This window comes from Janthinobacterium sp. P210005 (genome assembly GCF_036231865.1).
GTDB classification, from domain to species: domain Bacteria; phylum Pseudomonadota; class Gammaproteobacteria; order Burkholderiales; family Burkholderiaceae_D; genus Janthinobacterium; species Janthinobacterium kumbetense.
On the sequence record NZ_JAZARC010000007.1, the window covers coordinates 106,933 to 118,857 of the forward strand.

General features: G+C 67.0%; 15 protein-coding genes. 8 read left to right on the forward strand and 7 right to left on the reverse strand.

The features are described from left to right. The first annotated feature begins 6 nt into the window (after positions 1–6). From ssuD to VPH40_RS24555, 3 genes are read left to right on the forward strand one after another with little or no spacing between them, the layout of a single operon-like run. Positions 7–1,167, forward strand: a complete 1,161-nt coding sequence (gene ssuD, locus VPH40_RS24545) for an FMNH2-dependent alkanesulfonate monooxygenase (protein WP_328574754.1) — start codon at positions 7–9, stop codon at positions 1,165–1,167. Between the two features lies 1 nt (position 1,168). Beyond that, positions 1,169–1,969 carry an aliphatic sulfonate ABC transporter permease SsuC gene (gene ssuC, locus VPH40_RS24550; RefSeq protein ID WP_328574755.1) on the forward strand — a complete coding sequence of 267 codons (801 nt, stop codon included), beginning with the start codon at positions 1,169–1,171 and terminating at the stop codon, positions 1,967–1,969. Positions 1,970–1,986: 17 nt separating this feature from the next. Then, positions 1,987–2,829 carry an ATP-binding cassette domain-containing protein gene (locus VPH40_RS24555; RefSeq protein ID WP_328574756.1) on the forward strand — a complete coding sequence of 281 codons (843 nt, stop codon included), beginning with the start codon at positions 1,987–1,989 and terminating at the stop codon, positions 2,827–2,829. Here VPH40_RS24555 and VPH40_RS24560 read toward each other — a convergent pair. Beyond that, a complete protein-coding gene (locus VPH40_RS24560) occupies positions 2,774–3,496 on the reverse strand; it encodes an HAD-IA family hydrolase (protein ID WP_328574757.1) in 723 nt (240 codons plus the stop codon). The genes VPH40_RS24555 and VPH40_RS24560 overlap by 56 nt on opposite strands. 55 nt (positions 3,497–3,551) lie before the next feature. Next, entirely contained in the window at positions 3,552–4,007 is a 456-nt protein-coding gene (locus VPH40_RS24565; RefSeq protein ID WP_328574758.1) for an META domain-containing protein, read from the reverse strand. Positions 4,008–4,157: 150 nt separating this feature from the next. Here VPH40_RS24565 and VPH40_RS24570 point away from each other — a divergent pair, with 150 nt between their 5' ends. From VPH40_RS24570 to VPH40_RS24590, 5 genes are all read left to right on the forward strand, one after another. Further along, positions 4,158–5,108 carry a hypothetical protein gene (locus VPH40_RS24570; RefSeq protein WP_328574759.1) on the forward strand — a complete coding sequence of 317 codons (951 nt, stop codon included), beginning with the start codon at positions 4,158–4,160 and terminating at the stop codon, positions 5,106–5,108. Then, positions 5,105–6,580, forward strand: a complete 1,476-nt coding sequence (pdxR, locus tag VPH40_RS24575) for a MocR-like pyridoxine biosynthesis transcription factor PdxR (protein WP_328574760.1) — start codon at positions 5,105–5,107, stop codon at positions 6,578–6,580. The genes VPH40_RS24570 and pdxR overlap by 4 nt, the downstream gene beginning before the upstream one ends. 177 nt (positions 6,581–6,757) lie before the next feature. Next, positions 6,758–7,894: a benzoate/H(+) symporter BenE family transporter gene (locus VPH40_RS24580; RefSeq protein ID WP_328574846.1), complete on the forward strand. Its 1,137-nt coding sequence runs from the start codon at positions 6,758–6,760 to the stop codon at positions 7,892–7,894. A gap of 99 nt (positions 7,895–7,993) precedes the next feature. Continuing rightward, positions 7,994–8,725, forward strand: coding sequence for a CPBP family intramembrane glutamic endopeptidase (locus tag VPH40_RS24585; RefSeq protein WP_328574761.1), 732 nt, complete (start codon positions 7,994–7,996; stop codon positions 8,723–8,725). A gap of 35 nt (positions 8,726–8,760) precedes the next feature. Beyond that, positions 8,761–9,300: a gamma carbonic anhydrase family protein gene (locus tag VPH40_RS24590; protein ID WP_099664555.1), complete on the forward strand. Its 540-nt coding sequence runs from the start codon at positions 8,761–8,763 to the stop codon at positions 9,298–9,300. A gap of 4 nt (positions 9,301–9,304) precedes the next feature. Here the strand turns inward: VPH40_RS24590 and VPH40_RS24595 are convergent, their stop codons facing one another. From VPH40_RS24595 to VPH40_RS24615, 5 genes are all read right to left on the reverse strand, one after another. Then, the gene (locus tag VPH40_RS24595; protein WP_099664554.1) at positions 9,305–9,664 is read right to left on the reverse strand and encodes a hypothetical protein; all 360 of its coding nucleotides are present in this window, start codon (positions 9,662–9,664) and stop codon (positions 9,305–9,307) included. After that, positions 9,646–10,041: a helix-turn-helix domain-containing protein gene (locus tag VPH40_RS24600; protein WP_328574762.1), complete on the reverse strand. Its 396-nt coding sequence runs from the start codon at positions 10,039–10,041 to the stop codon at positions 9,646–9,648. Before VPH40_RS24600 ends, VPH40_RS24595 begins: the two co-directional genes overlap by 19 nt. A gap of 75 nt (positions 10,042–10,116) precedes the next feature. After that, a complete protein-coding gene (locus tag VPH40_RS24605) occupies positions 10,117–11,037 on the reverse strand; it encodes an acyl-CoA desaturase (protein ID WP_328574763.1) in 921 nt (306 codons plus the stop codon). Continuing rightward, on the reverse strand, positions 11,037–11,354 hold the full coding sequence (locus VPH40_RS24610) for a DUF3144 domain-containing protein (RefSeq protein WP_092712778.1): 318 nt from the start codon (positions 11,352–11,354) through the stop codon (positions 11,037–11,039). Before VPH40_RS24610 ends, VPH40_RS24605 begins: the two co-directional genes overlap by 1 nt. 71 nt (positions 11,355–11,425) lie before the next feature. Beyond that, entirely contained in the window at positions 11,426–11,896 is a 471-nt protein-coding gene (locus VPH40_RS24615) for a gluconokinase (RefSeq protein WP_328574847.1), read from the reverse strand. Positions 11,897–11,925: the final 29 nt, after the last annotated feature.

Sequence of the window (11,925 nt, forward strand, 5' to 3'; positions counted from 1 at the left end):
CGCACCATGTCATTGAATGTCTTCTGGTTCATCCCTACCCACGGCGATAGCCGCTACCTGGGCACGTCGCAGGGCGCGCGCCCCGTCGATGCCGATTACCTGCGCCAGGTGGCCGTGGCCGCCGATACCCTGGGCTACGACGGCGTGCTGCTGCCGACGGGCCGCTCCTGCGAAGATGCGTGGGTGGTGGCCTCGTCCCTGATCAGCGTGACGCAAAAGCTCAAATTCCTCGTGGCCATCCGCCCCGGCCTGTCCACGCCGGGCCTGGCCGTGCGCATGGCCTCCACCTTCGACCGCCTGTCGAACGGGCGCCTGCTGATCAACGTCGTCACGGGCGGCGACCAGGGAGAACTGGAAGCGGACGGCCTGTTTGCCGACCACGCCAAGCGCTATGAAATCTCCGATGAATTCATCAAGGTGTGGCGCGCCACCCTGGCGGGCGAGGGCGGCGCGGCCGGCTACGATTTCGAGGGCAAGCATATCCAGGTGAAGGGCGCGAAAACCCTGTATCCGCCCGTGCAGAAGCCATACCCGCCCCTGTACTTCGGCGGCTCGTCGGAGCCCGCGCATGAACTGGCGGCCGAGCAGATGGACGTGTACCTGACGTGGGGCGAGCCGCCCGCCGCGGTTGCCGAGAAAATCGCGGACATCCGCGCGCGCGCCGCGAAAAAAGGCCGCACGGTGCGCTTCGGCATCCGCCTGCACGTGATCGTGCGCGAAACCAACGAGGCGGCCTGGCGCGCGGCCGATGAACTGATCAGCCACCTGGACGACGACATCATCGCCAAGGCGCAGGCGGCGTTCGGCAAGATGGATTCCGTGGGCCAGCAACGGATGGCGGCCCTGCATGGCGGGCGGCGCGACAAGCTCGAAGTGTCGCCCAACCTGTGGGCCGGCGTGGGCCTGGTGCGCGGCGGCGCGGGCACGGCCCTCGTGGGCGATGGCCCGACCGTGGTGGCGCGCATGCAGGAATACGCGGACCTGGGCATCGACACCTTCATTTTCTCCGGCTACCCGCACCTGGAAGAGTCGTACCGCTTCGCCGAACTGGTATTCCCGTTGCTGGGCAAGGGCAAGGCCGTGGGTGAGCAGTCACTGACGGGACCGTTCGGCGAAGTCATGGCCAGCAATATTTTGCCGGCCGCGCCGCAGAAAAAGGCGGCCTGAGATGGGCGCCGGCCCCACTTTCACCACCAAGCGTCTGCCCGGCACGCTGTGGCGCAATGCGCTGGCGCCGTGGGCCTTGCCCGTGGCACTGCTGCTGGCCTGGCAACTGGCGGCGCAGTGGGGCTGGCTGTCGAGCCGCATCTTGCCCGAGCCGTGGGCCGTGGCGAAAGCCTTCTGGCACCTGGCCGTGTCGGGCGAATTGTGGCTGCACCTGAAAACGAGCTTGTGGCGCGCCACGGTCGGTTTCACCGTCGGCGCGGGACTGGGCCTGCTGCTGGGACTCTTGACGGGCAGTTTCCGCCACGCGGAAACCCTGCTCGACACGACCCTGCAAATGGTGCGCAACATCCCGGCCCTGGCCCTGATCCCGCTGGTGATCCTGTGGTTCGGCATCGACGAGACGGCGAAACTGTTCTTGCTGGCCGTCGGCGTGTTCTTTCCCGTCTACCTGAACACCTTCCACGGCATCCGCTCGGCCGACCAGGGCTTGATCGAAATGGCGAAAAGCTATGGTCTTTCGGGCTGGCCCCTGTACCGCGACGTGATCCTGCCGGCCGCCATGCCCTCCATTCTGGTGGGCGTGCGCTTCTCGCTGGGTCTCGTGTGGGTGCTGCTGATCGTCGCCGAGACCATCTCGGCGCAGGCCGGCATCGGCTACATGACCATGAATGCGCGCGAATTCCTGCAAACGGACGTGGTGCTGGTGGGGATTTTGCTGTACGCCTTGCTGGGCAAGCTGGCCGATTTGTTCTCGCGGGGGCTGGAACGCCATTGCCTGCGCTGGAATCCCGCCTACCGATAATGATTGAAGAGGACACCATGCTGCTCGCCCCCATCCAGATCGAAACGGACTTCTTGTCCCATTTCGTGCAATACGATCCCGCCGGCGCGCCGCCGCAGGCGAAGACGGCGCCCGCCGTTCCCTTGCAGCGCCGCGGCGTGCCGCTGGCCTTGACGAAGCTGAGCAAGTCCTACACCAGCCGCCCCGTGCTGAAAGACGTCGACCTGCAGCTGGAGGCGGGCGAGTTCGTCGCCATCGTGGGGCGCAGCGGCTGCGGCAAGAGCACCTTGCTGCGCTCGATCGCGGGCCTGGAAAGCATCGACGGCGGCAAGATCGCCATCGGCAGCGGCGTGGGCGCGCCCGATATCCGCATCATGTTCCAGGAATCGCGGCTGCTGCCGTGGAAGACGGTGCTCGACAACGTGGCCCTGGGCTTGCCCCGTTCCGTGGGCGCGGCGGCCGCTTCGCTGTGGACGGTGGGGCTGGCCGAACGGGCCGACGACTGGCCGGCGGCCCTGTCGGGCGGGCAGAAACAGCGCGTGGCGCTGGCGCGCGCGCTCGTGCACGAGCCGCAATTGCTGCTGCTCGACGAACCGCTGGGCGCGCTCGACGCCCTGACGCGCATCGAGATGCAGCAGCTGATCGAGTCCCTGTGGCTGGCGCGCGGTTTCACGGCCGTGCTGGTGACGCATGACGTGGCCGAAGCCGTGGCCCTGGCCGACCGGGTGCTGCTGATCGAGGATGGACAGGTCACCATGGACGTGCCGGTGGACTTGCCGCGCCCGCGCCAGCGCGGCAGTGCGGCGTTCGCCGCGCTGGAGCAGGCTATCTTGTCGCGCGTGCTGCAACCGCAGGGTCAGATAACTGCGCCAGCACGATGAAGCCGTCGCTGTCGAGCGTCGCGACGATGGCTTCATAATTGTCGATGGTCGGGTGGCGCGTGGCCAGCGGGTGCGCATGCGTGGCGGTGACGACGATGACCTTTGCTCCAGCCGCTTCGCCCGCCTCGATGCCGACGGAGGCATCCTCGAACACCAGGCAATCGGAGGGCGCCACGCCCAGTTTTTCCGCCGCCAGCAAATAGCAATCGGGCCGGGGTTTGCCCGCCTTGACGTCTTCCGCCGTCACCATGATGGCCGGTATCGGCATGCCGGCCGCCTTCAGGCGGGCCGTGGCCAGCGCGCGCGGCGCCGAGGTGACGATGGCCCATTGCGCGGGCGGCAGCGATTGCAAGAAGCGCAGCGCGCCCGCGATTTCAATAATTCCTTCCACATCGATGATTTCGGCATCCGTGATGCCCTGCGATTCGCGCTGCGCGTCGACGCCGGGCAAGCGCAGTTTGGCGATGGTGTCGACCGAGCGCGCGCCGTGGATGGTGGGCAGGAAGGCTGCCACGTCGAGGCCCTGGCGCTGCGCCCAGGTGCCCCAGATGCGTTCGGCGGCGGCGATGGAATTGATGACGGTGCCGTCCATGTCAAAAAGAAAAGCCCGGTAGCGGCCGGCGGCCGATGGTGTCGGGGATGAAGACGGCGAGGGCAGTGCGGACATGGCTTCCTTCCGGATGATGGGCTGGAAGCCATTGTAACGGCAGTCGATTTTTATTTCACAGGTAGACCGATTCAAACCTGGCCACGGGTGCGCCATCCTTGAGCAGGATCAGGTACTCGCCATCGAAACGGTAACCCGTCACGCTGTTCAAGTTGGCCAGCACGGCGCTTTCCAGCTGTATCAGGGGCGGCGGGCAGGCCATGCGCGTGCCGGCCAGCTGCGTGAAGCGCAGGGCCGTGCCGGCCAGCGTGTAGCCGCCCATAACCTGGTTGCAGCCCGTGAAACCATGGACCTTGCCATCGTCGGTGAGGGTGATGCGCACTTCGCGCTCCTGCTGCGGCGCCATCGTCACCGGGGCGCCATCGAGTTCCGTCAGCTTCCAGTAGGTATTCGTCAGGCTGTAGCTGGGCGTCAGGCCGGTGTCCGGCTTGGCGCTGTCGGGCGTGGCGGCGCAGCCGCCGGTCATGGCGATGGCTGCGGCGAGGGACAGGTATGTGAGGCGATGCAGCATGGGGCGCTCCAGTATCAAGGTGTATAGCCGCAAGATTAGCAGTTTTCCCGTATCTGCTGGCGTACCGCAGCGGCGAATGTTTCCATTTTGCCAGTACTGGCATTACACTCATGCTTTCTGCTGTTTCAACCTTGATCGGGAGCCGGGCCGATGCTGCAAGCGCAAGCGCTGGATAATCGACTGGTCGCCACCAGTGCCGACGACGTGCTGGTCGACCGCATCGTGCCGGGCGCGCCGCTGGTGATCGCCTTTGGCTTTGTTTCGTGGACGACGCGTCCCGCCTTCGATTTTTACGGGCGCCTGCGCAAGCTGGAGCAGGCCAGCGGACAGCACCTGAACAAGATCCTCGTGCGCGATTCGGGCAACGCCTGGTACCACCGCCGCATCGCGGGCCTGGGTAATCATGTGGATGAAACGGCGCAAGCCCTGCGCGAGCTGGTGCGCCGCATCGCACCGAGTCAAGTCTCCACCCTTGGCCAGTCCATGGGCGCGTACGCGGCCGTCATGTATGGCTTGCTGCTCGAGGCGCAGCAGATCGTCGCCTTCGGACCCTTGTCTTTTCTGGACGTGCAGCAGGCGCGCCTGTACCACGAGCTGCGCTGGCTGCCCGTGATGGAGTCGCTGGCGCAAGACCCGCCACCGTCTGGCTACTATGACCTGGCCGCCCTGTGCCGCGCCAGGGCGACGGCCGATACGCAGCTGCACCTGGTGTTCGGCACGCGGCCTGACGTGGCCCGGCCCGACGTCGCCAATGCGGGCGCCAGTGCCAGCGAATCGGTGAACCTCGACGCCATGCACGCGCAGCGCCTGGCCGCATTCGGCCGCTGCACCCTGCACCCGTATCCCCAGTCGGGCCATGCGGTGGTGCAGCACCTGATCGACACGAAGCGCATCAACGGTTTGCTGGCCAGCTGCATACTCGGTCTCACGCTGGAAGAAGAACCCATGCCGGAGATCGGCGCTGCCTGGCATGACTGGGTGGCGGAAAACCTGCGTTTGGGCTGCGCCGGCGAGCAGCTGGTGGCGGTGCTGCAGCAGCATGGCTTTTCGCTGGCCAGCAGCATGGCCGCCGTGGATGCGGCCCGCGTCAAGGCCATATGACGCCGCAGTTCGAACTCGACACCCTGAAAATCCGCATCGCCGCGCCTGAACTGGCGGCGCTCGACTTGCGCGTGCGGGTGCAGCGCGCGCTGCGCCAGTTGATACTCGACGGCGTACTGGCGCCCGGCCTGCGCCTGCCGGCCACGCGCGCGCTGGCGCAGTCGCTGGGCGTGTCGCGCGAGACGGTGGAAATGGCGTATGCGCAGCTGCGCCTCGATGGTTATGTGCGGCGGCAGGCGGGATCGGGCAGTTTTGTCTCGCTGACGATAGGCGCGAGCTTGCTGGGCAAGCCTGCGACTGCGTTGCCGCCCTTGTCCGCGCAGCCGGTGGCCCTCAGCGCGCGCGGCGCGCAGATTCTCGCCAGCGGCGGCGTGGCCGACCAGCAGAGCGTGAAGGCCTTCGCCACGGGCTTGCCGGAAACGCGGGCCTTTCCGCTCGACGTGTGGGAGCGCTTGCGGCGCCAGGCCGCCGGCGAACACAGTGCCGGCGTGCTGTTGCACGGCGACCCGCAAGGCGCGGAACCCCTGCGCCAGGCCATCGCCGACTATGTGAACCTGGAGCGGGGCGCGCGGGCCACGGCGGACCAGGTGCTGGTGCTGAGCAGCACGCGCCAGGCCCTGTACCTGTGCGGGCAAGTGCTGGCCGACGCGCACGGCCCCATCCTGATGGAAGACCCCGGCTATTTCGGTGCGCGCAAGGCGTTCGAGATGGCGCAATTGCAGGTCGTGCCAGTCCCCGTCGATGCGCATGGCTTGTCCATCGAGCACCTGCGCGCGGACCGCAGCGGGGCCAACACGGTGTACGTCACGCCCTCGCATCAGTACCCGACGGGCGCCACCCTGGCGCTCGAGCGCCGCCTGGCCCTGACTGCCTGGGCCGCCGAGCGCCAGGGCTGGATCGTCGAGGACGATTACGACAGCCAGTTTCATTACGCGGGCTTGCCGACAGCTTGCGTGCAGGGGCTCGACACGCAGCAGCGCACGATCTACCTTGGCACCTTTGCCAAGTCGCTGTATCCGGGGCTGCGCCTCGGCTACATGGTGCTGCCGCCCGCGCTGGTCAAGCCGATGACGTATGCGCGCAGCATCCTCGACGGCCACACGCCGCAGCTGGACCAGCTGACGCTGGCCCGTTTCATCGCCGATGGCCATTTCGCGGCCCATGTGCGCGCCATGCGCAAGGTCTACGCCGTGCGCCGCGATGCGATGGCGCAGGCCGTGCAGCGGCACTTGCCGCACGTGGTCGCGGCGCAGCTGCCGCCGGGCGGCTTGCAGATGCCGTGTCTGCTGCACGGCGGCAGGGACGAGCTGGAAACGATACGCCTGGCGGCGCAGGCGGGCATCGTGCTGCCGGGCCTGAGCCGGCTGTACGCGAGGCCGCCAGAGCGGGGCGGCTGGCTGCTGGGCTTTGCCGCGCTCACACCGCACGAGATCGACAGCGGCATCGTCCGCCTGGCCCGCGCGCTGGGGTGAGCGCTCAAGTGGTCTGTTGTGAATGCGTAAAGTGGCCTGCCTGAGCAGTCCATGTGGCCGTTAAGATGCCCCTTTTGAACCTCAGGCAAGGGCACACGCATGCAGACCAGTTCCACATCATCGGCTTCGATCGACAACACGACACGGGCGCGCTGGCGCGACCTGGCGTCCCCCGCCATGGCGGCCTTCATCTCCGTCCTCGTCAACTATGGCGGCACCTTCGTGCTGGTATTCCAGGCGGCCCAGCTGGCCCAGCTGAGCGCAGCGCAGACGGCGTCCTGGGTCTGGTCGCTGAGCATCGGCGTGGGCGTGACGGGCATCTGGCTCAGCTACCGTTACCGCGCACCCATCATCACGGCCTGGTCCACGCCCGGCGTGGCCTTTTTGGCCACCGTCATGCCGCATACGCCGTATGCCGAGGTGATCGGCGCCTACATCGTGTCCGCCATCGCCTTCATCTTGCTGGGCATGTCGGGCGCCTTCGAGCGCCTGGTGCGGCTGATACCGGGCGGCATCGCCGCCGGCTTGCTGGCCGGAATCCTGCTGCAATTCGGCGTGAACGCGTTCGGCGGCGCCAGCGCCGATCCGCTGCTGGTGGCGGTATTGCTGCTGTCGTACGCCGTGCTGCGCCGTTTCACGGCGCGCTTTGCCGTGGTCGGCATCATGCTGATCGGCCTGGCCCTGCTGCTGGCGCAGGGGCGCATCGATACGCAAGGCATCGCACTGGCCCTGGCCGCGCCCGTGTTCGAGATGCCGCGCTTTTCCGTGGCGTCGCTGCTGGGCGTGGCGCTGCCCCTGTTCCTGATCACCCTGACTGGGCAATACATGCCCGGCATGCTGGTGTTGCGCAATGACGGTTACCAGGTCAGCGCCAATCCCATTTTGACGGTGACGGGACTCGGTTCGCTGCTCATGGCGCCATTCGGCGCGCACGCCTTCAACGTGGCCGCCATCACGGCCGCCATCTGCACGGGCAAGGATGCGCATGCGGACCCGTCGAAGCGCTATGTCGCGGGCCTGGCGTGCGGCGTGCTGTACATCCTGGTGGGCATCTTCGGCGTCACCCTGGCCAGCCTGTTCACGGTCTTGCCGCGCCCCTTCATCACGGCGCTGGCGGGCCTGGCCTTGCTGGGCGCCATCGGCAACAGCCTGGCGCAGGCGATGGCGGACGTGCGCATGCGCGAAACGGCGCTGGTCACCTTCCTGGCCACGGCCGCGAACGTGACTCTGCTGGGCGTGGGCGGCGCCCTGTGGGGACTGGCGGCCGGGCTGGCGGCGCATGGGCTGATGCATGGCTGGCGCAAGGCGGCTTGACGGCGGCATCGCCGGACAGCTTGCCCATGTTGCCGGCCGCCGCATACAATTGCTGCGCCCGTGCCCGTTGGCACTATCGAACGATTGAACGATTGAACGATGCCCGAGATCACTTCCCTGGCGCAGTATCTGCTGGCGATCACGCCCGCCTTCCTCGTCTGCGCCGCCTTGCTGCTGGCCGTTCCCCGGACGGTGCCGCTGCTGCGCGTGCTCGTGCACATGCTGTTTTTCGTGCTGGCGCGCGACGCGATGACGGCGCACGGCTATTGGCAAGTGGCGGCGGGCGGCTTGCGTTTCACGGCGCCGCCGCCGGTCTTGCTGGCGCTGGGGGCCATGTCGCTGGCCCTGGTGGCGAGTACTTGCTGGCTGGAAAGCGAGGCGCGCCGCCAGATCCGCTGGCTGGGCACGCGGCCGGCCCTGTCCGTGTTGCTGGGCGTGGCAGGCGCGTGCGTGATCATCGCCCTGGCGACGGGCTTGAAAGCCCTGTCCGGCTTGCCGTCCCTGGCGCCCGTTGCGCCATCCGCGCTGCCCTTGCTGCTGGGCTTTGCGCTGGCGGCCAACTGTTATGAGGAATTGCTGTTTCGCGGCTTGCTGCAGCAGCAATTGCGCGCCTGGCTGCCGGCCTGGCGCGCGGCGCTGGTGTCGGGCCTGCTGTTTGGCCTGTGCCATGCTTTTCTCGCCACCACCGTCACGCAGGTGGGCGCGCCCATCCTCGTGTTCACCGTGATCGAAGGCGTGGTGGCGGGGCTGGTATATTGCCGTGCCGGCTTGCTGGGCGCATCCCTCGCGCATGGGTTGGCGATTTTTGCGCTGGCCGCCGGCTGGGTGTGAAATCTGTTGTTTAATGTTAAAGAAACGAGAAGACAATGCCTGTAAGCTCTTACCTGAATACCCGCCCCGTACTGGGCGAGCGCGTCTACCTGCATGACACGGCGCAAGTGATTGGCGACGTACAGATCGGCGACGACTGTTCCATCTGGTGCAACAGCGTGCTGCGCGGCGACGTCAACCGCATCGTCATCGGCGAAGGCAGCAATATCCAGGACTTTTCCATGGGCCACGTGTCGCACAGGAATGCGGCCAAGCCCGACGGTTCACCGTTGACCATCGGCAAGTACGTCACCATCGGCCATTCCGTGATCTTGCACGGCTGCACCATCGGCGACGAGTGCCTGATCGGCATGGGCAGCATCGTCATGGATGACGTGGTGGTGGAAAAACACGTGATGCTGGGTGCGGGCAGCCTGGTGTCGCCGGGCAAGGTGCTGGAAAGCGGCCATTTGTACGTGGGCCGTCCCGCCGCCAAGGTGCGCGCACTGACCGAGGCCGAGATCGCCTACCTGCGCTATTCGGCCGAGCACTACGTGCGCGTGAAGAACAATTACCTGACGGGCGAGCCGGGCTGATGCGTCAAGCTGGCGCCGTGGCCAGCGCATTGATGCGCGCCGCCATGGCGCGCGCGTCAGGCACGCCGAGTACCAGGCGCGCCCACTTTTCGCCCTGCAATTCGATGACCAGCGGCTGCGTGCCGCGCGTCATGAAGACAAACTGGCGGTCGCCACCCTTGTGGTAGGTGCCCGCCGAAATGACGCCAGGCAGGTTGGTGCCCGGGGCACGCAAGCCCAGTGCCGTGCCGCGAAAGCCGTCATCGTCGGTGGCGCCCCGCACATGCTGCAGGGGAATACGCAGGTTGCCGTGAAAGGAGGCCAGCTTTTCCCACAGGGCCAGGCGGATGGTCAGTGCATCGTCGTTCAATTCGAGGACAGGCATGGTGTCTCCTTTGGTGGTTGATCCAGATGGCTTAACAGGCGTTCGCCCAGCAGGCGGGCCGTCCCGGCGCCCGTGTCCTGCACGGCGGCGCGGCACAGCGCCGTGATGGCGGCGTCGGAGGGCGCCAGTTCCTTCAAGGCGATGATCAGCAAATCGACCGCTTCTTCCCGCGCCGGCCAGCCAGGCTGCAGCGCCTGCGTCAGCACGCGCTCGAACAGATGGCGCTTGGAGCCGAATGCCTTGTACAGGCTGCCGCGCAGCAAACCGGTCGCCTTGACCAGGTCATCGATCGATGCGGCGTTGTAGCCCAGGCTGCCAAAGACGGCGGCAGCCTGGCTGATGACGGTCGTTTCGTCGAAGTTGCGCGGTCTGGCCATGGTGTGTATGCAATGCGTGCGGCGGGGCGGGATGTCCCGTATCTGCTTCCACTATATGCATTGGTGAACGATTGGTCAATAACTATCGGCGGGCAGCCGTTGGCGCAGTTCCGGCCGCGGCGCCAAGTCGTGCGGCAGGCGCAGGCCGGAGACGAGGCCCAGGCGCCGCAACAGCAGCAGCATCCACCAGCCCGGGTCCCATTCGCCCGGCAGCAGGCCCAGCCTGGCTGAACCCGGATACGCGTGATGGTTGTTGTGCCAGCATTCGCCCATGGTCAGCAGCGAGGTCAGGCGGATATTCCGACCTTGCACGGCGGCGCCGTCGACATGAAAGTGCATTTGCCCATGGTTGTGGGCGAAGTAGCCGATCAGCCAGTGGCCCAGCACACCGGCGCTGACCCGCGCGCAGACGCCCCAGCAGACGTAGCCCCAGCCGCCCCAGGCGTAGAACAGCATGGCCCACGGCAATTGCTGCAGCATCCAGGTTTTTTCCAGGAAACGATAAAAACGGTCGTGCGCGATGCGCGGCTCGATGGCGATGTGGGTCGGGCGGTCGAGGTCCAGGCGGCAGTGGAGTTGCCACCAGGCATCGCGCCAGAAGCCGGCGCCGTGGCGCAGATAGGGGTGGCAATCGGGCAGGCGCTGGGCATAGTCGCGCAGCTCGTGCTGGCGCAGCAGGCCCAGCGGGCCGCTCAGGCCCACCAGCACGCCCAGGTACACGAGTACATATTCCAGCCATTGCGGGCATGCGAAGCTGTCGTGGATCAGTTTGCGGTGGCTGCCCAGCGAGTGGCCGAACAGCAGGACGATGGCCGTGCTGACGATAAACAGCGCCACGCCCGTCCAGCTGAAGAAGAGCAGGGCGCCAGTCACGGCGCCGGCCAGCATGGCCGTCAGCCACAGCGATGGCAGCGGTGCGTAGCGCACCACGCCGTCCAGCACTTCGCCAGCGTGGCTGGCGCGGACGCGGTGACTGTCCAGGCTGGCCGTTGGCATCAGCCCTTGGGGGCCGACGACGGTTGCGTGTACTTGTCGAAGTTGGTGATGTAATCGTTGAAGTTGTCGGTCAGCATGCGCTTGTACTGTTCCGTGAAGAAGGCCACGGCGCCTTCCTTCTCTGCCTGCATCTTGGCCACGTCGTTGCTCTTGCTGGCGACGAGGAAGGCGTTGAAGCGGGCGGCCGCGTACAGCAGCGAGGTGGCCACTTCATTGCCGCCGCTGTGCATGCATTGCTCATTGGCCAGGGCGATGACCTGGTCGGCGCGTTCCCAGAATTCCGGGCCCGGTGCTGGTTTTGTCGTTGGTGTGCTCATAGAAATCCCTCATGAAAGTGCGCGCCAGTCTACACAGGGGGCCGCGGGCTGTCCAGCCGCACGGCCGCCAGTCAGGGCGTTTGCAGGATCCGTTCGAGCAGCACGGCCAGCGGCTGGCGGATATCGAGCACGATGCCGGCCTCGTCCGCCTGCAGCGGTTGCAGGGTGGCAAGCTGGCTGTCGAGCAGGCTGGCGGGCATGAAGTGGCCCGGGCGCTGCAAGCGGCTTTCCAGCACGGCGCGCGGGCCGTCCAGGTGGACAAAGCGCAGGGCCGGGTCGCCTGCGCGCAGCACGTCGCGGTAGGCGCGCTTCAGGGCCGAGCAAGAGACGACGAGGCCGCTGCCTTGCGCGCGCGCCGTGGCGATGCGCTCGCGCAGGGCGGCCAGCCAGCCGGCCCGGTCGGCATCGTCGAGCGGGATGCCGGCCGCCATCTTGGCCACGTTTTGCGGGGAATGCACGTCGTCGCCTTCCACGTAGGGCACCTGCAGGGCCTCGGCCAGCAGGCTGCCGACGGCGCTCTTGCCGCAGCCGGACACGCCCATCACGACCCAGCGCACGGCGGGCACGTCCA

What these genes read in the sequence shown, in the direction of transcription:
- VPH40_RS24585 (WP_328574761.1), top strand. Translation starts at nt 7,994, where the DNA reads ATGCCCGAGATCACTTCCCTGGCGCAGTATCTGCTGGCGATCACGCCC.
- ssuC (WP_328574755.1), top strand. Translation starts at nt 1,169, where the DNA reads ATGGGCGCCGGCCCCACTTTCACCACCAAGCGTCTGCCCGGCACGCTG.
- pdxR (WP_328574760.1), top strand. Translation starts at nt 5,105, where the DNA reads ATGACGCCGCAGTTCGAACTCGACACCCTGAAAATCCGCATCGCCGCG.
- VPH40_RS24590 (WP_099664555.1), top strand. Translation starts at nt 8,761, where the DNA reads ATGCCTGTAAGCTCTTACCTGAATACCCGCCCCGTACTGGGCGAGCGC.
- ssuD (WP_328574754.1), top strand. Translation starts at nt 7, where the DNA reads ATGTCATTGAATGTCTTCTGGTTCATCCCTACCCACGGCGATAGCCGC.
- VPH40_RS24555 (WP_328574756.1), top strand. Translation starts at nt 1,987, where the DNA reads ATGCTGCTCGCCCCCATCCAGATCGAAACGGACTTCTTGTCCCATTTC.
- VPH40_RS24605 (WP_328574763.1), bottom strand. Translation starts at nt 11,037, where the DNA reads ATGCCAACGGCCAGCCTGGACAGTCACCGCGTCCGCGCCAGCCACGCT.
- VPH40_RS24570 (WP_328574759.1), top strand. Translation starts at nt 4,158, where the DNA reads ATGCTGCAAGCGCAAGCGCTGGATAATCGACTGGTCGCCACCAGTGCC.
- VPH40_RS24600 (WP_328574762.1), bottom strand. Translation starts at nt 10,041, where the DNA reads ATGGCCAGACCGCGCAACTTCGACGAAACGACCGTCATCAGCCAGGCT.
- VPH40_RS24565 (WP_328574758.1), bottom strand. Translation starts at nt 4,007, where the DNA reads ATGCTGCATCGCCTCACATACCTGTCCCTCGCCGCAGCCATCGCCATG.
- VPH40_RS24610 (WP_092712778.1), bottom strand. Translation starts at nt 11,354, where the DNA reads ATGAGCACACCAACGACAAAACCAGCACCGGGCCCGGAATTCTGGGAA.
- VPH40_RS24580 (WP_328574846.1), top strand. Translation starts at nt 6,758, where the DNA reads ATGGCGGCCTTCATCTCCGTCCTCGTCAACTATGGCGGCACCTTCGTG.
- VPH40_RS24615 (WP_328574847.1), bottom strand. Translation starts at nt 11,896, where the DNA reads ATGGGCGTGTCCGGCTGCGGCAAGAGCGCCGTCGGCAGCCTGCTGGCC.
- VPH40_RS24595 (WP_099664554.1), bottom strand. Translation starts at nt 9,664, where the DNA reads ATGCCTGTCCTCGAATTGAACGACGATGCACTGACCATCCGCCTGGCC.
- VPH40_RS24560 (WP_328574757.1), bottom strand. Translation starts at nt 3,496, where the DNA reads ATGTCCGCACTGCCCTCGCCGTCTTCATCCCCGACACCATCGGCCGCC.